Origin of the sequence: Rufibacter tibetensis, from assembly GCF_001310085.1 — a bacterium.
In the GTDB taxonomy this organism is placed as follows: Bacteria; Bacteroidota; Bacteroidia; order Cytophagales; family Hymenobacteraceae; genus Nibribacter; species Nibribacter tibetensis.
The window spans coordinates 2,876,620-2,898,507 of sequence record NZ_CP012643.1; the positions used below are offsets into that span (position 1 = coordinate 2,876,620).

Here is a 21,888-nt window from a genome sequence, read left to right on the forward strand (position 1 = left end):
GAAATGTTACAGCCGAAAAGAACTAAATATAGAAAGATGCAAAAGGGCCGGGTAACCGGTCTTGCGCACAGAGGAAGCACAATCTCCTTTGGATCTTTCGCCATCAAATCATTAGAAGCCTCTTGGATCACTGCCCGCCAGATTGAAGCAGCTCGTATCGCGATGACTCGTGCCATGAAACGGGAAGGCCAAGTTTGGATTCGTATTTTCCCTGACAAGCCTATCACCAAAAAACCTGCAGAGGTACGGATGGGTAAGGGTAAAGGATCTCCAGAATACTGGGTAGCTGTTGTGAAACCAGGTACCATCATGTTTGAATCTGATGGAGTGTCGCTAGAAGTAGCTCAAGAGTCTTTACGACTGGCTGCTCAAAAGCTACCAGTGAGAACTAAATTTGTAGTACGTAGAGATTACGTTGAGAAATAGTCATGAAGCAATCTGAAATCAAAGCTCTTTCACTAAATGAAGTGAAAGAGCAACTTACCACAGAGAGAAACAACTTAGTGAACTTGCAGTTTGCTCATGCTATCTCTCCCCTTGAGAATCCATCAAGAATTAAGCTTACAAGAAAAACCATCGCCAGACTAGAAACGCAATTGCGCTCTCTAGAGCTCAATGGCTAAAATAGAAAACCATGGAGACGAGAAATCTAAGAAAAGAAAAAACTGGACGCGTGGTAAGTAACAAGATGGACAAATCCATCACTGTTATTGTTGAAAGCAAAGTGAAACACCCAATTTATGGGAAATTTGTTTCTAAGTCCAAAAAGTTCATGGCTCATGATGAGAACAATGAGTGCGGTATCGGAGATACTGTACGCATCATGGAGACAAGACCGTTGAGCAAGAATAAATGCTGGCGCTTAATTGAAATCGTAGAAAGAGCTAAATAAAATGATACAACAAGAATCAAGACTTACTGTTGCTGATAACAGCGGAGCAAAAGAGGTTCTGGTCATCCGAGTTTTGGGTGGAACAGGAAAAAAATACGCCTCTGTTGGTGATAAAATTGTTGTTACCGTAAAATCTGCTCTTTCCTCAGGAAACGTAAAAAAGGGAACTGTTCACAAAGCTGTGATTGTTCGCACCAAAAAGGAAGTTCGTCGTAAAGACGGTTCTTATATTCGTTTTGATGATAACGCAGCCGTGTTATTGAACAACAACGATGAGCCACGTGGTACACGTATTTTTGGGCCAGTTGCCCGTGAGTTACGTGAAAGACAGTTTATGAAAATTGTTTCTTTGGCTCCTGAAGTAATTTAAACACGAGAAGAGAAAACAAGATGTCAAAGCATAAACTTCATGTGAAGAAAGGCGACACTGTAAAAGTGATCGCTGGTGATGATAAAGGCAAAACCGGAACTGTAACCTCTGTGCTTACTGATAAGCAAAAGGTAGTGGTAGAAGGTTTGAACCTGATTTCTAAGCACCAAAAGCCAAGCGCTAAAAACCCTAACGGCGGTATCGTAAAATTAGAGGCTCCAATTCATGCTAGCAATGTGATGCTAGTTGAGCCTGCTACAAATGCTGCCACTAGAACAGGTAAGAAGCTGAACGATGATGGAAAGCTTCAACGTTATTCCAAAAAAACTGGAAACTTAATCTAACATGGCAGCTAGACTAAAAGATAAATATTCAAAAGAAATTGTGCCTGCATTGAAAGAAAAATTTCAATACAAGAGCATAATGCAAGTACCTAAGATTACCAAGATCAGCATCAACAGAGGTATTGGTAATGCTGTGGCAGATAAAAAATTAGTTGATATTGGAGTTGACGAGCTTACCATCATTGCAGGTCAGAAAGCGGTTCAAACCAAAGCTAAAAACTCTATCTCTAACTTTAAGTTGAGAGAAGGTATGCCAATTGGTGCTCGTGTGACATTGCGTGGCGAAAGAATGTACGAGTTCCTTGACCGCTTGGTAACCATCGCTCTTCCACGGGTACGTGACTTCAAAGGCATCAGCGACAAAGGATTTGACGGACGTGGTAACTATACCTTAGGGGTAAAAGAACAAATCATTTTCCCTGAAATTAGTATTGACAAAATCAAGTCAATTGCTGGTATGGATATCACCTTTGTAACTACGGCTTCTACTGATGAAGAAAGCTTAGAGTTATTGAAAGGCTTTGGGTTACCATTCGCAAATTTAAAGAAATAAGAAAATGGCTAAAGAATCAGCAAAAGCAAGAGAGCTTAAGAGACAGAAAATGGTAGCTAAGTATGCTGCCAAAAGAGCTCAGTTAAAAGCTGCTGGCGATTACGAAGCTCTAGATAAATTGCCAAAAGATGCTTCTCCAGTACGGTTGCACAACAGATGCAAATTGACCGGAAGACCAAGAGGCTATATGAGGAAGTTCGGTATCTCTCGCGTTACATTCAGAGAGATGGCTTCTGCAGGCAAGATTCCTGGAGTAACGAAGGCTAGTTGGTAATTATTACTCCTATCATTAACATAGTTAGGAAAATAGTAGTATCTTTGCGGCTCCTTAAAAAGAGCGGAATCTAAAAATATAGTCTAATGCATTCAGATCCGATAGCAGATTATTTAACTAGACTACGGAATGCCATCAAGGCAAATCACCGTGTAGTTGAAATTCCGGCTAGCAATATAAAAAAGGAATTAACCAAAGTTCTCTACGAGAAAGGTTATATCCAGAGTTACAAGTTCGATGATAGCTCAGTTCAAGGTTCAATTAAAATTGCCTTGAAGTATGATCCAGCTACAAAGCAATCTGCTATCGTGAAACTTGAGAGAGTCAGTAAGCCGGGGCTCCGTAAGTATGTGCATCTTGATGAGATGCCACGTGTGTTGAATGGATATGGCGTAGCCATCCTTTCAACATCCAAAGGTGTAATCACTGACAAAGAGGCCAAAGGCCTTAATGTAGGTGGTGAAGTATTGTGTTACGTGTATTAATTAAGAAGAAATGTCGCGGATAGGAAAACTGCCAATCACGCTCCCACAAGGTGTTGAGGTGTTGGTTAACCAGGATAACCTGGTTACAGTGAAAGGGCCTAAAGGAACTCTTTCTTCACAAGTTGATACGGACATTACTGTTGCTATTGAGGATGGTGTACTTACAGTAAGTCGTCCAACAGAGCAAAAGAGACACAAAGCACTACACGGTCTATACCGTTCTATCATCAACAACATGGTTGTTGGGGTTAGCACTGGGTATAAATTATCTTTGGAATTGGTAGGGGTTGGTTTTAAAGCCACTACTGTAGGCCAGAATTTAGAGCTTGCGTTAGGTTATTCACATAACATTTACGTGGGTTTACCTCCAGAGATTTCTGCAGTAGCAGTAACCGAAAAAGGTAAAGCTCCGGTAATTACCTTAGAAGGTATTGATAAGCAGTTGATTGGTCAGGTAGCTGCCAAAATCCGTTCGTTACGTAAAGTTGAGCCTTACAAAGGCAAAGGTATTCGTTTCGTTGGTGAGGTTGTTAGAAGAAAAGCTGGTAAAACTGCTTCTAAATAAGAAATAAAATGGCATTCGATAAAGCAAAAAGAAGACTGAGAATTCGTCGCAGCATCCGTAACAAGGTGTCTGGTACAGCTCAGCGTCCACGTCTGTCGGTATTCAGAAGCAATAAATCTATTTATGCTCAACTGATTGATGATGTGAATGGTGTTACATTAGCAAGTTCTTCATCTTCTACTATTGAAGGAGAAGCCACTTCAACAAAGAGTGCTGCTTCAACCTCAGTAGGTCGTGATATAGCAGCTAAAGCTTTGGCAAAAGGTATCACTGAAGTTGTTTTCGACAGAGGTGGTTATCTGTACCATGGTCGTGTTAAATCATTAGCAGAAGGGGCTCGTGAAGCGGGTCTAAAATTCTAAGAACATGTCTAAATTAAATATCAGAAGCATCAAAGCAAGCGAGATCGAGCTTAAAGAGCGCGTAGTTGCTATCAATCGTGTTGCTAAAGTGGTAAAAGGTGGTAGAAGATTTAGTTTTTCTGCCATCGTAGTAGTAGGCGACGGTAATGGTGTTGTAGGATACGGATTAGGTAAAGCAAACGAGGTGACTGATGCTATTGCAAAAGGAATCGATGATGCTAAGAAAAACCTGGTACGTGTACCTTTGTTCGGCCATACTGTACCTCACTCAATGGAAGGTAAATTTTCTGGTGGATTTGTATTGATCAAGCCTGCAGCTGCCGGTACTGGTGTTATTGCTGGTGGTGCGATGCGTGCTGTGTTTGATAGTGCTGGTATCAGAGATGTACTAGCTAAATCAAAAGGTTCTTCTAACCCGCACAACGTGGTTAAAGCGACTTTTGATGCTCTGTCTAAAATGCGCGATCCATTGGTAGTTGCTCAGCAACGTGGAATCAGTTTACAACGTGTATTCAACGGGTAATTATGGCAAGTGTAGAAATCACCCAGATTAAAAGTATTATTGATCGTCCAGAAAGACAAAAGCAGACCATGAAGGCGCTAGGTCTTGGCAAGATCAATAGAACTGTAACCAAAGAGTTGACCCCTCAAATTGCAGGTATGGTTAACCGTGTGCAACATTTAGTATCTATAAAAGAGGTCTAAAATGAATTTAAGTAATTTAAAGCCTGCTGAAGGTTCTGTTAAGAACCGGAAGAGAATTGGTCGTGGTACCGGTTCTGGTAGAGGTGGCACCTCCACCCGTGGACATAAGGGAGCTAAATCTCGCTCAGGTTATTCATCCAAAGCTGGTTTCGAAGGTGGTCAGATGCCTTTGGTACGTCGTGTTCCTAAATTCGGTTTTAAAAACATCAACCGCGTTGAGTTCACTGCTGTTAACCTTGATGTTCTTCAGAATTTAGTTTCTAAATCTGGTTCTACTGTTGTTGATTTTGCCACGCTTCGTGCAAACGGTTTAGCGTCTAAGAACGATAACATCAAAGTTCTGGGTAGAGGCGAATTAACTACTGCTATTGAAGTTCACGCGCATGCGTTCTCTCAAACAGCAATAGAAGCTATTGAAAAAGCAGGCGGCAAGGTTGTGACTCTGTAAGAGATGAAGAAGCTGATTTCTACGATTAAGAATATCTTTGCGATTGAAGATTTGCGAGTTAGAATCCTAAACACTTTAGGATTCATCGCAATTTTCAGATTAGGTTCCTATGTGGTTCTACCTGGTATTGATCCTAATCAACTAGGCGGTAATTCACAAGGAATCTTAGGCTTATTAGATGCCTTTTTAGGTGGAGCATTTAGCAATGCTTCCATTTTTGCATTGGGTATCATGCCTTATATTTCTGCTTCCATCGTTTTACAGCTTCTAACCATTGCGGTTCCTTATTTTCAGAAATTGCAGAAAGAGGGTGAGTCTGGACGAAAGAAAATCAATCAGTATACAAGGGTTCTAACAATTGTTATTACGCTTGCTCAATCTGTTGGTTTCTTAGCTACCATCAACGCTGAAGCTATAGATCCTTCTGTAGCCGGACCTCTTTTTACTATTTCCTCTATGATTATTCTCACTGCCGGTACCATGTTTTGTATGTGGCTTGGTGAGAAAATTACTGACAAAGGTATTGGAAACGGGATTTCTATGTTGATTATGATTGGCATTGTTTCTCGTCTACCAGGTGCTTTAGTAGGTGAGGCTTTAGCTTTAGGTTTAGGTCGTGCCCTAATCTTCATTGTTGAGCTAATTGTTTTATTCTTTGTAGTGATGAGCGTAGTAATGCTTACTCAAGCTATCAGAAGAATACCTGTACAATATGCAAAACAAGTAGGTGGTAGTGCTTCTTTACAAGCTGGACAAAGACAGTTCATTCCTTTAAAAGTGAATGCTGCTGGTGTTATGCCAATCATCTTTGCTCAATCTTTAATGTTCCTTCCAGGTATGATTGCTTCTTTCTGGAGAAATGAGAGTGATATGGCCAATGAAATTGGCAATGTTTTCTCTGATTATACTTCTTGGCAATACAACCTCTCCTTTGCAGTTCTGATTATCATCTTCACCTTCTTCTATACTGCCATCAGTGTGAATCCTAATCAGATTTCTGATGATTTAAAAAGAAGTGGTGGTTTTGTTCCTGGGGTAAAACCAGGTTTAGCTACTTCTGAATTCATTGATGAAGTTCTTACCAGAATTACTTTGCCAGGAGCTATTTTCTTAGCTATTATTGCTATCCTTCCTTCCATTGCAATGCTGTTTGGAATCACGAGAGAGTTTGCTGCTTTCTTTGGTGGTACTTCGCTTATCATTTTAGTAGGGGTAGTTTTAGATACATTGAACCAAATAGAAAGTTATTTGTTAATGCGTCATTATGATGGCATGATGAAATCTGGTAAACTCAGAGGTCGATCAAAAAATATAGCGGTTGCTTCCTAAGGAATGATTATATATAAGACCGAAGAAGAAATCGAGCTTATTAAACAAAGTGCTAACATCCTCAGTCAAGTGCATGGTGAAATAGCCAAGCACGTTTCTGAGGGTGTTACTACCTTAAAATTAGATTCCATCGCTGAAGAATTTATTAGCGATCATGGTGGTTCACCTTCTTTTAAGGGTTATAATGGATTTAAGCACAGTTTATGTATCAGCTTAAATTCTGCAGTGGTACATGGTATACCTAGCAAGTATGCTCTACAATCTGGAGATGTTGTATCTATAGATTGTGGAGTTTTTTTTAAGGGTTTCCATAGTGATAGTGCCTATACTCACCCAGTGGGAGATGTTCCTCAAGAGGTGACTGATTTACTTACCCGTACAAAGGAGTCTTTATACAAAGGGATTGAATGGGCAGTAGCTGGAGCTAGAATCGGAGATGTTGGACATTCTATTCAGACCCACGTTGAACAATATGGATATGGTGTAGTTCGGGAACTGGTTGGACATGGGTTAGGTAGGAGTTTACATGAAAGTCCTGAAGTTCCTAATTATGGGAAAAGAGGACAAGGCTTAAAACTTCAGGATGGCTTAGTCTTAGCTATTGAGCCCATGGTTAATTTGGGTACTAGGCATGTTGTACAGGAAAACGATGGTTGGACCATCCGGACCAGAGACAAAAAGCCTTCTGCTCATTTTGAACACACCGTTGTGGTGAGAAAAGGCAAAGCAGAGATTTTAACTACTTTTGATTACATAGATAAAGCACTAAACTAATACATGGCTAAACAGTCTTCCATCGAACAAGACGGTACCATCATTGAGGCACTATCCAATGCAATGTTTCGGGTAGAATTAGAAAATGGCCATCAAGTTATTGCTCACATCTCCGGTAAGATGCGGATGCACTACATCAAAATTCTTCCTGGGGACAGAGTAAAATTGGAAATGTCTCCTTACGACCTTAGTAAAGGCAGAATAGTTTACAGATACAAATAAACAGATGAAAGTAAAAGCGTCAGTTAAGAAGCGCAGTGAAGACTGCAAGGTGATCAGACGTAAAGGCAAGCTTTACGTGATCAACAAAAAGAATCCACGTTATAAACAAAGACAAGGTTAATTTTTAAAACATGGCTAGAATAGCAGGAGTTGATATTCCAGATAACAAAAGAGGCGAGATTGCTTTGACGTATATTTACGGTATTGGCCGTAAAGCGTCGCAGTCTATTTTGGTGAAAGCTGGGGTGGATCTTGACAAAAAAGTGAAGGATTGGACAGAGGAAGAAGCGGGAGAAATCCGTAACGTAATTTCTACTGAGCACAAAGTTGAAGGTGTTCTTCGTTCAGAGGTTCAATTGCACATCAAACGTTTGATGGACATTGGTTCCTATCGCGGTTTACGTCACAGAAAAGGTCTTCCAGTAAGAGGTCAGAGAACTAAAAACAACTCTAGAACTCGTAAGGGCAAGCGTAAAACTGTTGCAAACAAGAAGAAGGCATCTAAATAATTAAACGACAATGGCTCAGAAAAGAAAAGATAAAGCCAAGAAGCGCGTGGTTGTTGTGGAGCCTGTTGGTCAGGTTCACATCAAAGCTTCTTTCAACAATATAATCATCTCAGTTACCAACATCAATGGCCAGGTTATTTCTTGGGCTTCTGCTGGTAAAATGGGATTCAAAGGGTCTAAGAAAAATACTCCTTACGCTGCCCAAATGGCTGCCGCTGATTGCGGTAAAGTAGCCTATGAAGCTGGATTGAGAAAGGCTGAAGTGTTTGTAAAAGGCCCAGGTGCTGGACGTGAGTCAGCTATCCGGACTATGCAAAACGTTGGTATTGAAGTTACCTCTATCAAAGATGTGACTCCTCTTCCACACAACGGATGTCGTCCTCCAAAGCGCAGAAGAGTTTAAGGAAATTATTTAGTATTAGAAATGGCAAGATACACAGGCCCTAAGAGTAAAATCTCTAGAAGATATAACGAACCTATTTTTGGACCCAGTAAAGCTTTAGCTAAAAAAGCCTATGGTCCAGGTATGCATGGTCGTGGTCGGAGAAAGAAGCAATCTGAATATGCTATCCAGTTAATGGAGAAGCAAAAAGCTAAATACATCTATGGTGTTTTAGAAAAGCAGTTTGCTAATTTATTTGACAAAGCAGCCCGTAAAACAGGTATTACTGGTGAGAACTTACTTGCTTTACTTGAGGCAAGATTAGACAACACTGTTTACCGTTTAGGCATTGCTCCTACAAGACGTGGTGCAAGACAATTAGTAAACCACAACCACATCCAGGTAAATGGTCATGTGGTAAACATCGCTTCTTACACCCTGCGTCCCGGTGACGTTGTTAGTGTTCGCGAAAAATCAAAATCATTAGAAGCCATTACTACCAGCCTGGCTGGCCGTAACGCTCGTGCATTCACTTGGTTGGAGTGGGATGGTAGCCAGTTAGCTGGTAAGTTCATCTCTAATCCACAGCGTGATCAGATCCCTGAGAAAATTCAGGAGCAGCTGATTGTCGAGCTTTACTCTAAGTAATACCTTCTAATTTAGTGTCAACCTTAAACCAGCAATCATGTCAATATTAGCCTTTCAAATGCCAGAGAAAGTCGTGATGGAGAAATCCGATGACTTTAATGGGCAATTTGAATTTAAGCCGCTAGAAAAGGGCTATGGTGTTACCATTGGGAATGCGCTGAGAAGAATTCTTCTCTCCTCACTGGAGGGATATGCCATCTCTAGCATCCGTGTTCCTAGTGTGCTCCATGAGTTCTCTACCATTGAAGGTGTGGTTGAAGATGTCTCTGAAATTATCCTGAACCTGAAAATGGTTCGGTTCAAGAAAATTGGTGACTTGGTTGATGATAAAATCACCGTTAGCATCAGCAAGCAAGATACCTTTACAGCCGGTGACATCAACAAGTTCTCTGGTTCTTTTCAGGTGTTAAACCCTGATCTGGTAATTTGCCACCTTGATCCTGAATCTTCTTTTGAAATAGAATTAACTATTCAAAAGGGTAGAGGATACGTTCCTGCTGAGGAAAACAGACCGGCAGATCAGGTTTTCGGTCAAATCGCAATTGATGCTATCTTCACTCCTGTAAAGAATGTGAAATATAGCGTTGAAAACACGCGGGTTGAACAGAAGACTGACTATGAGCGTCTTTTGCTTGAAATTACTACTGATGGATCTATCCACCCAGAAGATGCCTTAAAAGGTGCTGCCAATATTTTGATTCAGCACTTCATGCTATTCTCTGACAACACCATGACTTTTGAGACAGTGAAGCCTGAAGAGGAAGAAGCTGTTGATGAAGAAATGCTGCACATGAGAAAAGTTCTTAAGACTCCTCTGCACGATATGGATTTATCTGTACGCGCTTACAACTGCTTGAAAGCAGCTGATATCAGAACCTTGGGTGATCTGGTGCAACTTGATCTTTCTGATATGATGAAATTCCGTAACTTTGGAAAGAAATCATTGACAGAGTTAGAGAACTTGGTGCAAGAGAAAGGTCTTACCTTTGGCATGGATATCGCCAAATACAAATTAGAAGAAGATTAGTAATCCTACGGCATAATTCCCGATCCCGTAAAGGTTGATCGACGGTATGCACGTGCACAATCAAAATAATGAGACACGGTAAAAAAATAAATCACTTAGGTAGGACTGCTGCCCATCGTGCCGCTATGCTTTCTAACATGGCTGCCTCCCTTATTCTTCACAAGCGCTTAGTTACTACTGTTGCGAAAGCGAAAGCTCTTCGTAAATATGCTGAGCCTTTGTTGACTAAAGGTAAAAACGATACAACACACTCTCGTCGTACAGTTTTTGCTTACTTGCAAAGCAAAGAGGCGGTAAAAGAGTTGTTTGACGGCGTTGCTTCTAAAATTGCTAATCGTCCGGGTGGTTACACTCGTATTCTTAAAACAGGAACTCGTTTAGGTGACAACGCAGAGATGTGTATCATTGAACTTGTTGACTACAATGAGGATATGCTGACCACAACTGGAACTGCTACTGCTGGTAAAGCTAAAACCAGACGTCGTTCTTCAGGTAAGAAAAAAGATGATGCACAGACTACTACTGATGCTTCAACTTCTACTTCTGAAGGTACTGCAGCTACTGCAGCTACTGATTCAGCTGAAACTCCAACTGCTGAATAATAAGAATGTAATAATTAATGAAAAGGGATACGAGATTACTCGTATCCCTTTTTTATTTTTGCCACATATCTAATTCAAATGAAGCTTCACACAACAACTGATGCAGTATTGGTGCTGGAAGACGGCACTGTATTCCGGGGGAAAAGTCTCGGTAGAATAGGAACCACCGGCGGAGAGGTCTGCTTTAACACGGGTATGACCGGGTATCAGGAGATTTTCACTGATCCTTCCTATTATGGTCAGATTGTAATTACTACTGTTTCACACGTGGGTAATTATGGTGTGCAGCCGGAGGAAGTTGAATCTGGGAATATCCAGATCAAAGGGTTGGTGTGTAAAGAGTTTTCGCATCATTTTTCCAGAAAGACTGCTGAAGGGTCTTTACAGGAGTACTTCGAGAAAGCAGGCATTGTAGGTATCTGTGAAATTGATACCCGTGAACTGGTTAGATATGTTAGAGACAAAGGAGTTATGAATGCTATCATTTCTTCTGATTCAACTGACATAGATGACTTGAAGGAGAAACTCAAGGAGGTTCCTTCTATGGCTGGTTTAGAGCTTTCTTCTAAAGTGACTACCCTTGAGCAGTATGACCTTCCTGTTACTGAAACTAGATTCAAAGTAGCGGTTCTTGACCTTGGGGTGAAGCGCAATATTTTGAATAACCTTACCAGCAGAGGATGCGAGTGCCGGGTATTCCCTTATGGTACTACCTTTGAGGAAATGGAAGAATGGGGTCCAGATGGGTACTTTATCTCTAACGGCCCTGGTGATCCTGCTGTAACGTTTGAGGCGGTAAAGAGCGTAGAGCAAATTCTGGCTATAGAGAAACCTATGTTTGGTATTTGTATGGGACACCAGATTTTAGCGCAGGCAAATGGCATCCCTACCTACAAAATGCACAACGGCCACCGTGGTCTTAACCATCCGGTGAAGAACCTGATCACAGGTAAAAGCGAAATCACTTCGCAGAATCATGGTTTTGCAGTTGATGCTGATGCGGTGAGAAATAACCCTAATGTAGAGATTACGCACATTAACCTGAATGATAATACCGTAGAAGGTATTAGAATTAAAAACAAACCAGCCTTCTCTGTGCAGTACCACCCTGAGTCTTCCCCGGGACCTCATGATTCTGAGTACCTGTTTGACCTCTTTGTGGAAATGCTGGAGAAAGAAAAGAATTCCTAATCAAAATAGAACTATATGAGCTTAATTGAAGACATCAAAGCCCGCCAGATTTTTGACTCCCGCGGCAATCCTACGGTTGAAGTAGATGTTATCACCTCTAATGGGATTGTTGGCCGTGCGGCCGTTCCATCCGGCGCCTCTACTGGTAAACACGAAGCAGTAGAGCTACGTGATGATGACAAAAACATGTTCATGGGCAAAGGTGTGCTGCAAGCAGTACAGAATGTGAACACTATCATTGCTGATGAACTGGTAGGCTTCAATGTATTTGAGCAGAGTCTGCTTGATAAAATCATGATTGAGATTGATGGCACGCCTAACAAAGCGAAGTTGGGTGCCAACGCGATCTTAGGTGTTTCTTTGGCTGCCGCCAAAGCTGCCGCCAAAGAAGCAGGTCAGTCTCTGTACCGTTACGTAGGTGGGGTTAATGCCAACACGTTACCGGTACCTATGATGAACATCCTAAACGGAGGTAGCCACGCCGATAATTCTATCGACTTCCAGGAGTTCATGGTAATGCCAGTGGGTGCGCCTACTTTCTCTGAAGCGCTTCGTTGGGGTACTGAGGTATTCCACCACCTGAAAACCGTTCTGAAGAAAAAAGGCATGTCTACCAACGTAGGCGACGAGGGTGGTTTCGCTCCAAACATTGGTTCTAACCAGGAAGCCATTGAAGTAGTATTGCAGGCCATTGAGGCTGCAGGCTACCGTCCAGGCGAAGACTTCATGATTGCTATGGATGCGGCGGCTTCTGAGTTCTACGATGCTTCTACCGGTCACTACCACTTCAAAAAATCTACCGGTGATAAACTGACCTCTTCTGAGATGGTAAGCTACTGGACTGATTGGTCAAAAAGATACCCTATCATCTCCATTGAAGATGGTATGGACGAAGACGACTGGACTGGCTGGAAAGCATTAACCGATTCTATCGGTAACACAACACAATTGGTAGGCGATGACCTGTTTGTAACCAACGTGACTCGTCTGCAGCAAGGCATTGACCAGAAAACAGCTAACGCTATCCTGATCAAGGTAAACCAGATTGGTACGCTAACTGAAACTATTGATGCCATCAACTTGGGCCGTAGAAACGGTTATAAGAGCATCATGAGCCACCGTTCAGGTGAGACCGAAGACAACACCATTGCTGACTTAGCCGTGGCTTTGAACACCGGTCAAATCAAAACTGGTTCAGCTTCCCGTTCAGACCGGATGGCCAAGTACAACCAGTTACTTCGTATTGAGGAAGAACTGGGTGAGGTAGCTTACTTCCCAGGACGGAACATGTAATTTGTCCAAGAACCTTCAAAGCATGAGTTCATTTTAGGTTTGTTTTATACAAAACAGGACTAAAAATGAATTTGAAGATTTGATTAGCTTCTTGTGCAGATACCTTCTGGAAACTTTGTACATTCATGGCGGCAAGACAGCACTTGCCGCCATTTTTATTTTACCATGTTAGCACGCGTACCTAAATTCTTCCGGAACTTCTATTTCATGACTGGGCTAGCCTTTATGGCCTGGATGTTCTTCTTTGACTCTAATGACTTCATCACCCAATTCCAGACCAGCCGCAAACTGACCATTTTGGAAGAGGAGCGTGATTATTACTTGGAGAAGATTGCCGAAGTACAGAAAGACCGTAAGGAACTGATGAGTAACCCAGAACTTTTGGAGAAGTTTGCCCGTGAGAAATACCTTATGAAGAAACCTACCGAAGAGCTTTACCTTATTGTAGTGAAGGACGAAGAAGAGAAATAAACTTCTATCCTTCCCATAAAAGCAGAACGCGCAGCCCTTTCAAGGAGCTGCGCGTTCTGCTTTTATGGGATATCTGTTTTAGAACTGTTTTATCTGAACAGCCCTAAAATGAATCTATTCAATTTTTTTACCTGTCATTGCTTTTTTGATGGAAATCTGCATCACGCGCTCTGCAAAGGGACTGGTCTGCTCTTCCAGCACATCTACAGCTTTCAGGATAGTGTCTTTGTCTCCGGAAGGCAGTACATCTTTTAAATGCTGCACATTCTGACGGGTAAGGTCAATCTCTTCCTGTGTTAAATGCTCGCCATTCTTCTCCAGGAAACGCTCTACCTGGTAAATCATCTGCTCAGCGGTGGTACGGGCCTCAATGACCATGCGGGTAGAAACATCTTCGCGGGCGTGAGTGATGGAGTCCATCAGCATTTGCTCCACCTGCTCATCGGTAAGGCCGTACTGTGGCTTCACTTCCACTTCCTGCCGCACGCCAGACCGCAGTTCAATGGCCTCTACTTTCAAGATACCATCGGCGTTCAGGATGAAGTTCACGTCGACCTTCGGGAAACCGGCAGGCATAGCTGGAATTCCTTTCAGGTCGAACTCTGCCAGTTTACGGTTTTCTTTCACCACATCGCGCTCGCCCTGGTACACTGAGATTTTCATGTTTACTTGGCCGTCCACCGAAGTGGTGTACTGCCTACCTGCTTTGGTAGGTATTTTGGAGTTACGCGGAATGATGGAATCCATTAAGCCGCCCATGGTTTCAATGCCTAAGGTAAGCGGAGTCACATCTAGCAACAGGATGTCTTTGCGATTGCCGGCCAGCACATCGGCTTGGATGGCGGCACCAAGGGCCACTACTTCATCAGGATTCAGCGAGTTGTTGGCAGGCTTCCCGAAGAAATCAGACACGGTCTGGTACACCAAAGGTACGCGGGTTGAACCACCTACCATGATTACCGTGTCAATCTGCTCGGGCTGCATGCCGGCGTCTTTCAGCGCCATCTGGCAGGACGCCATGGTACGGTCTACAATAGGCGTGATCAGGGTCTCAAAAGTGTGGCGGTCCAGTTTCAGCTCAATGCCGTTCAGGTCAGATTTGAATTTGTCCTGGCTACTTAGCATCTTCTTTGCCTCCTCGGCTTTCAGGCGAAGGGCTTGGGCGGCGTTTGCATCTTGAGTAGCCAGATCAGCAAGTAAACGATTTTGCAGGCTCCAGTAAGTAATGATTTCGCGGTCCAGGTCATCACCACCCAAATATGTGTCCCCATTGGTGGATAAAACCTCAAAGATGCCTTGGTGGATGCGCAGAATGGAAATATCAAAGGTTCCGCCCCCTAAGTCATACACAGCAATGGTGCGCTCCTCAGTTTGGTCCAACCCAATGCCATATGCCAGAGAAGCCGCTGTGGGCTCGTTCACAATGCGCAATACTTCCAAACCAGCCAGTTTACCGGCATCACGGGTAGCTTGGCGCTGAGAGTCGTTAAAGTAGGCAGGAACGGTAATCACGGCGCGGTTCACCGGTGTTTTCAGGGCATGCTCGGCGCGGGCGCGAAGTTCCTTCAGAATCTCAGCCGATAACTCAATAGGAGAGTAGAACTTATCCTGCACCCTGATCTTCACCAACCCTTCTGAGTTATCATCTATGATCTTATACCCGTAGGCTTCTTTGTGTTCGCCCAAATCCTGGTAAGACTTGCCCAGTAACCGCTTCACGGAGTAGATGGTGTTGGCGGGATCTGTGATTAAGTGCTCCTTGGCGGCATCGCCCACCAAAACCTCTCCGTTTTGGGAGAAGTGTATCACTGATGGGACAATGGTTCCAAATCCTTGGTCATTGATGGCAATGGGAACATGGTCCTCAGGGTGCATGTACGCTACCAGACTATTGGTGGTGCCCAGGTCAATACCCACAATCACCTCTTCCTTTTGGATAGAAGCTGTGGTAAGATTTATCGCTATTTTAGCCATGCTGTCAGGTTTAGTGCCGCGCGTCGCCGCGCTCTTCCGCAAAAGTACGAAGAAATAGGCTGTTTAGGGTTTACGGTTTCCTGCGGGATAGGTAGAGAAAGATTGAAGCCATTTCTGGAGTTCAGGTAATGCGTTTTTAGGCTGATTTTTAGAAAGTGAGCCTAAAACTGAATAAAGGGGAGTAATAATACTGAGATTGGTCTCAGAATTATTCCGCTGAAGGTAATCATCGCTTTGATAAAGTATTCTTCGCTGGCGCGAGCCTCCGGCTCGTGTCCGCACGTATTCCTGATTCCATTTTAACAGATTGCTTCATCCAGCTATCAATTTTTAGTTATGCGTTTGGACACGAGTCGGAGGCTCGCGCAAATCCGTTTAGAGCCTGTTCTTCTGAAAGCAGGCTCTTAACGGATGTAAAAGGGAGATGCTGTAGAAGTTACTTACACAGCGTCAGACAAACTACTGAAGGTGAAGTCACGAATTTTGAGGGGAGGCAGCAGGTAGTTGTTGTTGGACTCTCCGCTGACGGTTCGCTCGCTTTTTCCCATGGCTTCCAGATTGTTCAGCATGATAATAGGGCTTTCATTGAAGCGGAAATTCTTGACAGTATGCTTGATTCTGCCGTTCTCAATGTAGAAGGTTCCGTCCCAGGTGAGGCCGGTGAGCAGGAGCGTTTGCGGGTCTACGGACCTGATGTACCATAGGCGCGTCACCAGAATACCTTTCTGCGTGCCTTTGATGAGGTCATCTAAGCTTTGGGTACCGCCCTGCATGATAGCCGAGTTAGGGAAAGGCAGCGGGTTGGTTTTCTTCTGCTGTGCCCAATACCTGGACGTAGGTATCTGCTTCACCACGCCTTTGTCAATCCATGTCACTTTGTTCAGGGCCTGGCCGTCGCCCGCCCAGGGAGAAGTGGGCAGTTCCGGATGGGTAGGGTCTGAGTAGATGGTCACCCGCTCATCAACCAATTTCTGACCTACCTTGTTTCCGCCGCCGGGTTTGCTCAGGAAGCTTCGGCCCTCATCTGCGGAGCGGGCATCCATCCCGAAGAACAGGTTCTCCAGCATCACGGCTACCGCAGCAGGTTCCAGAATCACGGTGTACTTGCCAGGCTCCAAAGCTTTGGCGTTCATAGACCCAGTGGCTTTATTTACCGCAATATTGGAGACGGTGGCAGTATCTAGTTTAGAAACATCATTGAAGTCTCTTGACAAGTAGCCAGAGCCGGTGCCGACAGGTGTGCGCACGGTGAGCAAAAAATCTCTTTGAGCAAGGAACCTGGGGTTATGTTCAAGCTGGAACAGGAGGTTGTTTTTCGACATAGGGGACACCTATCGTAGAGCTGTCCTCTATGGGAGCTTTAGGCCTTGTTTCACCAAATCAGCCTTAAAAACACCTTGCAGCTAAAAGAAATTACTGTAGAAGGCAACCCATCAAGTAGCTACTGCATCTTGAAGATAAATACCTCCTCCAACCAATTTTCTGGAATGGATTTTGCCTTTAGCTGAATATCAGGAAATTCTAATATTATGAAAGCACACCTACTTTCGCTTCTGTTGGTTTCGCTGCTCTTGTTGTGTGGAAAGGCCAGCGCCCAGTCCAAGGTTTTGTATGACCAAAGCAGGCTGGAAACTATTGCCATCTCCAGTTTTACTAACCCAGAGCTTAGCAGACTGGTGCAGGAGTTAGGGCGGGACAACCACCATAGATCTGGAAAACTGGTGTTACCGGTGCAGTTTGAGTTGCAGGAAAAAATAACCCGTGACGGAGATCAATTACTGCTGGCCGCCTCCATCAAGAACGTGCAGGTGCGGGAGCAGGTGTTCTTCCAGGACTTTGACGTAGCCGATGCCTTGACGCCTTCTGTGGTACATGCCAAAGTAGAGTTGCTGGGGAAAGAGGACAAAGTGTTGCAGGTTTTTGATGTGTCAGGCAAAGCCATCAAATATGACGTGGCTACTTTTCTGGTACAGACCTCGGTGAAAGATACGTCAGCCTTCACCGGCTTTAAACTACGGGTGGTGGAGAGAAAGCTCGGTTTCTCAGGCGAAAACCAAACTGCTTTGCAGACCCGCCTTTCCCTGATCAACCGCTATTATGCCGCCGATGCCCGGTTGGCGCAACTGACGCGTGAGCTGCAAACCATCAACCCGAATGACCTTGACCGCCTGGAGCTACAGATGACCCGCCTGACAGACCTGGAACGGGAATTGGACCACTTGTACGACAACCGATTGGACCGGGAATTGGAGCTGAACCGACGTGACCCGGTGCAACTGCGCCGCCGGGTGAAAGACCTGAACTATGCTTTCAAGGAGCGCCGTGTGGCCTTAGACCAGATGTGGGCGCGCTTGCCTGAGATTTATTACAACCGGGGATTGGAGCTGGCCATGAACGGAAATGCCGGGGGTGGCCGCGAATTTTTTGAACGCTCCCTGAAGGCCAACCCGGCCTTCGCGCCCGCGCATTTACAAATAGCTCGGCTTGATTTTAAGGCCGGTTTTCTGAAAGAAGCCGGGCAACGCACCCGTGATCTGCTGAACCGTATGCAGGTAGACCCAGAGACTTACCGGTTTGGGCAGGAGCTGGCGCTGGATATCCAGAACGAGTACGTGCACAACGGCGAGAGCTTCAACAACCAGGGTAAATACAGCCAGGCCCTGCAGCAGTTTGAAGAAGCCCGCGATTTCTGCCGGGGCATCTCCAGCCTAAAATGCCGGCCTGATTTGTGGGAGGAAGGAATCGCCTTCGCCAAAAACGGTATCTACGACAACCTCCTACAAGATGGCAAGCAAGCCCTACACCAAAAGAACCTAGCTCAGGCCGAAAAGCTTGCCAAAGAAGCCCAGAAGTACGCTCGCAACAACAAAACTGCCATTGACTCAGACGCCGCCGCCACTTCTCTGCTGCGCGATGTGCAGCAGCAAGTCTACCAAGGCCTAATGGCCGACGGACGCAAAGCCCTGCAGCAAAAGCAGTACAATGCCGCCTTGCAGGCGTTTGATAAAGGGAAAAACCTGGCCAGTGACTTCGGCTTGGCTCCTCAGTCCGATGCCGATCAACTACTCCGCCAGGCAGCCCGGCCCGTCATCATGGAGAAGATTGCCGAAGGTCAGTTGCAAGCCAACGCAAATAAACTGCCTCAAGCCCGGTCTTCGGCGGCAGAAGTAACCAACCTGCAAATCCGGTACGGCCTGGTGAACGATAAAGAATTAGATGGAAAGTTCAGAACTTTGAGCCAAGGCATTTTCTCCCAGGAGTGCGCCAACGCCCAGGCAGAGTATGACCAGCACTACCAGCAAGCCCTGCAGCTCAGCAGTGAGCGCAAATTTGCCCAAGCCGCGGCTGAGTTAGACAAAGCGCTGGCCTCCTCGAAAGGCAACGGCGGTTGCGCTATCTCCTCGGCTACCGCCGAGGTAGAATTGACCCGTATTGATGCTCCCGCCCATTACCAAGAGTTGCTGCAGAAAACCAATGCCTTCATAAGCCAGAACAACATGGGCAGCGCCGTAAAGGTGTACGTAGAAGCAGTCCAGCACTTTGAAGCCGCTGAGGTAGGACGTTTCGGTTTAGGCCACGAGTCTTTGCTTGCTTTTGCGCTGGACCATGAGAACAAAGCCTTTATCGCTGAAGTAGCCAAATATGCCGCCACGACCGGAGATGCCACCGGAGCAATAGATTTAGTAAAACGGCTGGTTTTCAAAAACTACACCAAATACAATCTGAACCAACTGCAGGAACAGATTGGTGAGCAACTAGCCACCGTAGATGCTCAAGCTAATCCTAAAGCAGACTACAAGCAACTGGCCAACATGTACACCGGTGGTTCTAAAGATTTGAAAAAGCTGAATAAGGCATATCAGAAACAATTCAAGAAACTGACCTAATCTGGTGGTGCCTCTTATAGCAAAGCCCCTCTCCTGCACTAGGGGAGGGATTTCGCTTTAAGAGGGTGTAAGAATCTTATTCAATGAAGTATGCAGGTGTGAATTTCCCTTCGTCTTAGAAAGTTATTTGCTTAGGCTGATTTAAATGCTTCACTCATTGTCATGTTTGGAGCTGTCGCTCCACTGAAGTTGCAAACTTCAGATCATAGTAGGTCCAAGTCACAGACTTGAACCATGCAGAGAGAAGTGAGAAGATTAAGTAAAAAAGGTTTTTGCTACTTTCCCCTATTCCAGTCTTTCCATCGAGCGCCTCGCTTTTGGCCCTAGAAAAGCAGAAGCTAAAAGAGACAAGCATCTCAGGCCGAAAGGGCAGTGCGAGAGGGGAAGACGGGGCCTCGCGGCCGTGAGCGCTTTTCGCCTAAGATGAAACAGTTCAGCATAAGGGCCTCGCATTAACTGCCCGTTACGCCAACAACAGCAAACTGCATTCCCAAAAAAAACAACTTACCAAGCAAAAGCTATTCCTGCAACAACTCCGCTAACATCCCCTCCTTCAACGCATACGCCGACACCCGTATCTTCTCCAGATTAAACTTCTCCAACGTCCAGGCAATAGCGACACACGCAACTACAATCATATCTACCCGCATCTCTAACATGCCAGGAATAGCCAAGCGTTTGGTGCGGTTCTTTTGCAGAAGCTCTTTGTATTGCTTTTGGAAAGTAGTCAGTTCCAAACTCATGTCGGGGGAGCCATTAGGATCACGAGTGATGTTTCGGGCAGCCAAGTCCATGTCAACGAGGGTGTCAAAGGTGCCGGAGGAGCCAACCAGCACCTCGGGTTGGTGCTGTAGCACCGCTGCCGTAAGTTTCTGGAGATGGTCTTGCAGGTAATGGCGTAAGGCTTTTACCTGCTCAGGTGAAATAGCCTGTTCCTGATCCTGGTAGAATTTATCCAGCAGACGTTGTGCCCCAATCTCAAAGCTCTTTTTCCAAAGAACCCCTTTTTCGGTGCCAATGATGAACTCCACACTGCCTCCGCCAATGTCCATGACCAGCACAGGTTTCGGTCCGATTTCCATGGCGAGTTGCACACCTTTGAAAATCAGTTCAGCCTCCCGGGCACCCGAGATGACTTCCACGTCAATACCGGTTTGCTCTTTAATGGCTTGAATTACCTCAAGGCCGTTGCTGGCGTTGCGGAGGGCGCTGGTAGCGGTGGCTTTTACCACCTCTACCTGGTGCTGGTTCATGATTTCCCTAAACTCCGTGAGCGTGTTCAACCCACGTTCACGGGCCTCTGGGGTGATTTCTCCTTTGTTGATGCCACCTTGCCCAAGCTTTACCGGCACTTTGGTTTTATACAGTGTCTGCTGCACGCCACCGGCGTCTAGTTCAACAATAAGTAAGTGGAAGGTGTTGGTTCCAAGATCTATGAGGGCGTATCTGCTAGGCATAAGTACAAATTAAAAGTAAAGAATACGGAGAGCTCTGTTCTAAGTAAGGTCGATGTTCTTTCTGGTGCACAAAAGAAATACGACTAAATAGAAAGTTCTGGCGTGAATCTCTCTAAGAACAAAGAAAGTCCTTTTTAGCCTGTTTTCTGAAAAGGAGGCTAAAAAGGACTTCAAGGGGAAACGGAGTTGTTGAATTACTTCACAGAACTAAACCGGAAGAAGGTGCCCAGCGGGAGTTTCCGTTTGGCCTGGTCTTGTAGGTACAGTTCGCCCAGTTCTTCATTCTGCACGGTTTTACCAAAAGAGGCTTTAATCAGGTTGTCCAGGATGAGGGCAGAGAAACCAAGCGAATAGAGATTGATCACAAAGAAGTTGTTCTCGGGATCCAGCATCTGGGAGCAGAGCTTGATGAGTTCATTGATCTGTTCCTCCAGTTGCCATTTCTCTCCATCGGGTCCGCGTCCGTAAGCGGGCGGATCCAGGATGATGCCTTGGTACTTGTTTCCGCGTTTTACCTCACGACGGGCATACTTCATGGCGTCTTCCACCAGCCAGCGGATGTTGTCCAGGTTACTGGCTTCCATGTTCTGTCTGGCCCAGAAATTGACTTGCTTCACAGAGTCAAGGTGGGTGACATCGGCACCGGCGGCGTTGGCGGCTAAAGAGGCCCCACCCGTATAAGCGAACATGTTCAAAACCTTCGGCTTGCCGGGCAAAGCACAGGTACGATCATAGATGAACTGCCAGTTAGGGTCTTGCTCAGGGAACAAGCCAACGTGTTTAAAAGAAGACAAACCCAACCTAAAACGCAGCTTCAGGTCATTGTACCGGTAGTTGATGAACCATTGTTCGGCCATGCCTTTTTTCAGTTGCCACTGGCCTTTCTCCTGATTTCCTTTTTCCCGCTTGAAGGTCGCCTGCGCCAGCCTTTCCCACTCGCCCTCAGACAAGTGTTTGTCCCAGGCAGCCTGGGGCTCCGGGCGGGCCAGCACGTAGTCTCCAAAGCGCTCCAGCTTCTCAAAGTTGCCGCAATCTATCAGTTCATAATCGGTCCAGGCGCTGGTGGTCAGGAAAGAGTACATAGGTTTCAAAAGTGGTGAAGGTGCAAAGGTACGGTTTTTGGC

29 protein-coding genes and 1 pseudogene are annotated in these 21,888 nt (G+C 45.1%); 26 read left to right on the forward strand and 4 right to left on the reverse strand.

Annotated elements, in window-relative coordinates; all coding sequences use genetic code 11:
- Positions 1-3: 3 nt before the first annotated feature.
- The 25 genes from rplP to DC20_RS11765 all read left to right on the forward strand — a co-directional run bounded on the left by rplP (position 4) and on the right by DC20_RS11765 (position 13,446).
- Complete coding sequence (gene rplP / locus DC20_RS11650) at positions 4-426, forward strand: 50S ribosomal protein L16 (protein ID WP_062543985.1); 423 nt, start codon at positions 4-6, stop codon at positions 424-426.
- A gap of 2 nt (positions 427-428) precedes the next feature.
- Entirely contained in the window at positions 429-623 is a 195-nt protein-coding gene (gene rpmC, locus DC20_RS11655; RefSeq protein ID WP_062543986.1) for a 50S ribosomal protein L29, read from the forward strand.
- Positions 624-634: 11 nt separating this feature from the next.
- Positions 635-892, forward strand: a complete 258-nt coding sequence (gene rpsQ, locus DC20_RS11660) for a 30S ribosomal protein S17 (protein WP_062543987.1) — start codon at positions 635-637, stop codon at positions 890-892.
- 1 nt (position 893) lies between these two features.
- Positions 894-1,262, forward strand: coding sequence for a 50S ribosomal protein L14 (rplN, locus tag DC20_RS11665; RefSeq protein ID WP_062543988.1), 369 nt, complete (start codon positions 894-896; stop codon positions 1,260-1,262).
- A gap of 20 nt (positions 1,263-1,282) precedes the next feature.
- Positions 1,283-1,606, forward strand: coding sequence for a 50S ribosomal protein L24 (gene rplX, locus DC20_RS11670; RefSeq protein ID WP_062543989.1), 324 nt, complete (start codon positions 1,283-1,285; stop codon positions 1,604-1,606).
- Between the two features lies 1 nt (position 1,607).
- Positions 1,608-2,159 carry a 50S ribosomal protein L5 gene (gene rplE, locus DC20_RS11675; RefSeq protein WP_062543990.1) on the forward strand — a complete coding sequence of 184 codons (552 nt, stop codon included), beginning with the start codon at positions 1,608-1,610 and terminating at the stop codon, positions 2,157-2,159.
- Between the two features lie 4 nt (positions 2,160-2,163).
- Positions 2,164-2,433 carry a 30S ribosomal protein S14 gene (gene rpsN, locus DC20_RS11680; RefSeq protein ID WP_062543991.1) on the forward strand — a complete coding sequence of 90 codons (270 nt, stop codon included), beginning with the start codon at positions 2,164-2,166 and terminating at the stop codon, positions 2,431-2,433.
- A gap of 86 nt (positions 2,434-2,519) precedes the next feature.
- The gene (gene rpsH / locus DC20_RS11685) at positions 2,520-2,918 is read left to right on the forward strand and encodes a 30S ribosomal protein S8 (RefSeq protein WP_062543992.1); all 399 of its coding nucleotides are present in this window, start codon (positions 2,520-2,522) and stop codon (positions 2,916-2,918) included.
- A 10-nt stretch (positions 2,919-2,928) separates the two neighbouring features.
- On the forward strand, positions 2,929-3,483 hold the full coding sequence (gene rplF / locus DC20_RS11690; RefSeq protein ID WP_062543993.1) for a 50S ribosomal protein L6: 555 nt from the start codon (positions 2,929-2,931) through the stop codon (positions 3,481-3,483).
- An 8-nt stretch (positions 3,484-3,491) separates the two neighbouring features.
- On the forward strand, positions 3,492-3,845 hold the full coding sequence (rplR, locus tag DC20_RS11695; RefSeq protein WP_062543994.1) for a 50S ribosomal protein L18: 354 nt from the start codon (positions 3,492-3,494) through the stop codon (positions 3,843-3,845).
- A 4-nt stretch (positions 3,846-3,849) separates the two neighbouring features.
- Positions 3,850-4,368: a 30S ribosomal protein S5 gene (rpsE, locus tag DC20_RS11700; RefSeq protein WP_062543995.1), complete on the forward strand. Its 519-nt coding sequence runs from the start codon at positions 3,850-3,852 to the stop codon at positions 4,366-4,368.
- A gap of 2 nt (positions 4,369-4,370) precedes the next feature.
- Complete coding sequence (gene rpmD, locus DC20_RS11705; protein WP_062543996.1) at positions 4,371-4,550, forward strand: 50S ribosomal protein L30; 180 nt, start codon at positions 4,371-4,373, stop codon at positions 4,548-4,550.
- A gap of 1 nt (position 4,551) precedes the next feature.
- Complete coding sequence (gene rplO, locus DC20_RS11710; RefSeq protein WP_062543997.1) at positions 4,552-4,998, forward strand: 50S ribosomal protein L15; 447 nt, start codon at positions 4,552-4,554, stop codon at positions 4,996-4,998.
- A gap of 3 nt (positions 4,999-5,001) precedes the next feature.
- A complete protein-coding gene (gene secY / locus DC20_RS11715) occupies positions 5,002-6,327 on the forward strand; it encodes a preprotein translocase subunit SecY (RefSeq protein ID WP_062543998.1) in 1,326 nt (441 codons plus the stop codon).
- A 3-nt stretch (positions 6,328-6,330) separates the two neighbouring features.
- Positions 6,331-7,101 carry a type I methionyl aminopeptidase gene (map, locus tag DC20_RS11720; RefSeq protein WP_062543999.1) on the forward strand — a complete coding sequence of 257 codons (771 nt, stop codon included), beginning with the start codon at positions 6,331-6,333 and terminating at the stop codon, positions 7,099-7,101.
- A gap of 3 nt (positions 7,102-7,104) precedes the next feature.
- A complete protein-coding gene (infA, locus tag DC20_RS11725) occupies positions 7,105-7,323 on the forward strand; it encodes a translation initiation factor IF-1 (RefSeq protein ID WP_048919321.1) in 219 nt (72 codons plus the stop codon).
- Positions 7,324-7,327: 4 nt separating this feature from the next.
- Positions 7,328-7,444 (forward strand): type B 50S ribosomal protein L36, encoded by a 117-nt coding sequence (gene ykgO / locus DC20_RS22385; protein ID WP_071885446.1) that lies wholly within the window; start codon positions 7,328-7,330, stop codon positions 7,442-7,444.
- Between the two features lie 10 nt (positions 7,445-7,454).
- Positions 7,455-7,832 (forward strand): 30S ribosomal protein S13, encoded by a 378-nt coding sequence (gene rpsM, locus DC20_RS11730; RefSeq protein WP_062544000.1) that lies wholly within the window; start codon positions 7,455-7,457, stop codon positions 7,830-7,832.
- 10 nt (positions 7,833-7,842) lie between these two features.
- Positions 7,843-8,235 (forward strand): 30S ribosomal protein S11, encoded by a 393-nt coding sequence (gene rpsK, locus DC20_RS11735; RefSeq protein ID WP_062544001.1) that lies wholly within the window; start codon positions 7,843-7,845, stop codon positions 8,233-8,235.
- Positions 8,236-8,256: 21 nt separating this feature from the next.
- Positions 8,257-8,862: a 30S ribosomal protein S4 gene (gene rpsD, locus DC20_RS11740; protein ID WP_062544002.1), complete on the forward strand. Its 606-nt coding sequence runs from the start codon at positions 8,257-8,259 to the stop codon at positions 8,860-8,862.
- Between the two features lie 37 nt (positions 8,863-8,899).
- Positions 8,900-9,889: a DNA-directed RNA polymerase subunit alpha gene (locus DC20_RS11745; protein ID WP_062544003.1), complete on the forward strand. Its 990-nt coding sequence runs from the start codon at positions 8,900-8,902 to the stop codon at positions 9,887-9,889.
- 68 nt (positions 9,890-9,957) lie between these two features.
- Positions 9,958-10,491: a 50S ribosomal protein L17 gene (rplQ, locus tag DC20_RS11750; protein ID WP_062544004.1), complete on the forward strand. Its 534-nt coding sequence runs from the start codon at positions 9,958-9,960 to the stop codon at positions 10,489-10,491.
- A gap of 78 nt (positions 10,492-10,569) precedes the next feature.
- Positions 10,570-11,682, forward strand: coding sequence for a glutamine-hydrolyzing carbamoyl-phosphate synthase small subunit (gene carA, locus DC20_RS11755; RefSeq protein ID WP_062544005.1), 1,113 nt, complete (start codon positions 10,570-10,572; stop codon positions 11,680-11,682).
- Between the two features lie 15 nt (positions 11,683-11,697).
- Positions 11,698-12,975 (forward strand): phosphopyruvate hydratase, encoded by a 1,278-nt coding sequence (eno, locus tag DC20_RS11760; protein ID WP_062544006.1) that lies wholly within the window; start codon positions 11,698-11,700, stop codon positions 12,973-12,975.
- A 165-nt stretch (positions 12,976-13,140) separates the two neighbouring features.
- Positions 13,141-13,446, forward strand: coding sequence for an FtsB family cell division protein (locus DC20_RS11765; protein WP_062545929.1), 306 nt, complete (start codon positions 13,141-13,143; stop codon positions 13,444-13,446).
- 114 nt (positions 13,447-13,560) lie between these two features.
- Here DC20_RS11765 and dnaK read toward each other — a convergent pair whose 3' ends face one another.
- Both dnaK and DC20_RS11775 read right to left on the reverse strand, forming a co-directional pair.
- Positions 13,561-15,420: a molecular chaperone DnaK gene (gene dnaK / locus DC20_RS11770; protein WP_062544007.1), complete on the reverse strand. Its 1,860-nt coding sequence runs from the start codon at positions 15,418-15,420 to the stop codon at positions 13,561-13,563.
- A gap of 440 nt (positions 15,421-15,860) precedes the next feature.
- A pseudogene (locus DC20_RS11775) lies at positions 15,861-16,682 on the reverse strand (metallopeptidase TldD-related protein); the annotation flags it as partial.
- Positions 16,683-16,949: 267 nt separating this feature from the next.
- Here DC20_RS11775 and DC20_RS11780 point away from each other — a divergent pair.
- Entirely contained in the window at positions 16,950-19,307 is a 2,358-nt protein-coding gene (locus tag DC20_RS11780; RefSeq protein WP_062544008.1) for a tetratricopeptide repeat protein, read from the forward strand.
- Positions 19,308-19,825: 518 nt separating this feature from the next.
- On the opposite strand, the gene DC20_RS11785 is transcribed toward DC20_RS11780, so the two are convergent.
- Positions 19,826-20,764, reverse strand: coding sequence for a Ppx/GppA phosphatase family protein (locus DC20_RS11785; RefSeq protein WP_062544009.1), 939 nt, complete (start codon positions 20,762-20,764; stop codon positions 19,826-19,828).
- A gap of 194 nt (positions 20,765-20,958) precedes the next feature.
- Positions 20,959-21,846: a class I SAM-dependent methyltransferase gene (locus DC20_RS11790; protein WP_062544010.1), complete on the reverse strand. Its 888-nt coding sequence runs from the start codon at positions 21,844-21,846 to the stop codon at positions 20,959-20,961.
- Positions 21,847-21,888: the final 42 nt, after the last annotated feature.

What these genes read in the sequence shown, in the direction of transcription:
- rplQ (WP_062544004.1), top strand. Translation starts at nt 9,958, where the DNA reads ATGAGACACGGTAAAAAAATAAATCACTTAGGTAGGACTGCTGCCCAT.
- rpsD (WP_062544002.1), top strand. Translation starts at nt 8,257, where the DNA reads ATGGCAAGATACACAGGCCCTAAGAGTAAAATCTCTAGAAGATATAAC.
- rplO (WP_062543997.1), top strand. Translation starts at nt 4,552, where the DNA reads ATGAATTTAAGTAATTTAAAGCCTGCTGAAGGTTCTGTTAAGAACCGG.
- rplR (WP_062543994.1), top strand. Translation starts at nt 3,492, where the DNA reads ATGGCATTCGATAAAGCAAAAAGAAGACTGAGAATTCGTCGCAGCATC.
- rplF (WP_062543993.1), top strand. Translation starts at nt 2,929, where the DNA reads ATGTCGCGGATAGGAAAACTGCCAATCACGCTCCCACAAGGTGTTGAG.
- map (WP_062543999.1), top strand. Translation starts at nt 6,331, where the DNA reads ATGATTATATATAAGACCGAAGAAGAAATCGAGCTTATTAAACAAAGT.
- DC20_RS11790 (WP_062544010.1), bottom strand. Translation starts at nt 21,846, where the DNA reads ATGTACTCTTTCCTGACCACCAGCGCCTGGACCGATTATGAACTGATA.
- rplX (WP_062543989.1), top strand. Translation starts at nt 1,283, where the DNA reads ATGTCAAAGCATAAACTTCATGTGAAGAAAGGCGACACTGTAAAAGTG.
- DC20_RS11765 (WP_062545929.1), top strand. Translation starts at nt 13,141, where the DNA reads ATGTTAGCACGCGTACCTAAATTCTTCCGGAACTTCTATTTCATGACT.
- rplE (WP_062543990.1), top strand. Translation starts at nt 1,608, where the DNA reads ATGGCAGCTAGACTAAAAGATAAATATTCAAAAGAAATTGTGCCTGCA.
- DC20_RS11745 (WP_062544003.1), top strand. Translation starts at nt 8,900, where the DNA reads ATGTCAATATTAGCCTTTCAAATGCCAGAGAAAGTCGTGATGGAGAAA.
- rplN (WP_062543988.1), top strand. Translation starts at nt 894, where the DNA reads ATGATACAACAAGAATCAAGACTTACTGTTGCTGATAACAGCGGAGCA.
- DC20_RS11780 (WP_062544008.1), top strand. Translation starts at nt 16,950, where the DNA reads ATGAAAGCACACCTACTTTCGCTTCTGTTGGTTTCGCTGCTCTTGTTG.
- rpsK (WP_062544001.1), top strand. Translation starts at nt 7,843, where the DNA reads ATGGCTCAGAAAAGAAAAGATAAAGCCAAGAAGCGCGTGGTTGTTGTG.
- rpsN (WP_062543991.1), top strand. Translation starts at nt 2,164, where the DNA reads ATGGCTAAAGAATCAGCAAAAGCAAGAGAGCTTAAGAGACAGAAAATG.
- eno (WP_062544006.1), top strand. Translation starts at nt 11,698, where the DNA reads ATGAGCTTAATTGAAGACATCAAAGCCCGCCAGATTTTTGACTCCCGC.
- infA (WP_048919321.1), top strand. Translation starts at nt 7,105, where the DNA reads ATGGCTAAACAGTCTTCCATCGAACAAGACGGTACCATCATTGAGGCA.
- dnaK (WP_062544007.1), bottom strand. Translation starts at nt 15,420, where the DNA reads ATGGCTAAAATAGCGATAAATCTTACCACAGCTTCTATCCAAAAGGAA.
- rpsE (WP_062543995.1), top strand. Translation starts at nt 3,850, where the DNA reads ATGTCTAAATTAAATATCAGAAGCATCAAAGCAAGCGAGATCGAGCTT.
- DC20_RS11785 (WP_062544009.1), bottom strand. Translation starts at nt 20,764, where the DNA reads ATGCCTAGCAGATACGCCCTCATAGATCTTGGAACCAACACCTTCCAC.
- carA (WP_062544005.1), top strand. Translation starts at nt 10,570, where the DNA reads ATGAAGCTTCACACAACAACTGATGCAGTATTGGTGCTGGAAGACGGC.
- secY (WP_062543998.1), top strand. Translation starts at nt 5,002, where the DNA reads ATGAAGAAGCTGATTTCTACGATTAAGAATATCTTTGCGATTGAAGAT.
- ykgO (WP_071885446.1), top strand. Translation starts at nt 7,328, where the DNA reads ATGAAAGTAAAAGCGTCAGTTAAGAAGCGCAGTGAAGACTGCAAGGTG.
- rpmC (WP_062543986.1), top strand. Translation starts at nt 429, where the DNA reads ATGAAGCAATCTGAAATCAAAGCTCTTTCACTAAATGAAGTGAAAGAG.
- rpmD (WP_062543996.1), top strand. Translation starts at nt 4,371, where the DNA reads ATGGCAAGTGTAGAAATCACCCAGATTAAAAGTATTATTGATCGTCCA.
- rplP (WP_062543985.1), top strand. Translation starts at nt 4, where the DNA reads ATGTTACAGCCGAAAAGAACTAAATATAGAAAGATGCAAAAGGGCCGG.
- rpsQ (WP_062543987.1), top strand. Translation starts at nt 635, where the DNA reads ATGGAGACGAGAAATCTAAGAAAAGAAAAAACTGGACGCGTGGTAAGT.
- rpsM (WP_062544000.1), top strand. Translation starts at nt 7,455, where the DNA reads ATGGCTAGAATAGCAGGAGTTGATATTCCAGATAACAAAAGAGGCGAG.
- rpsH (WP_062543992.1), top strand. Translation starts at nt 2,520, where the DNA reads ATGCATTCAGATCCGATAGCAGATTATTTAACTAGACTACGGAATGCC.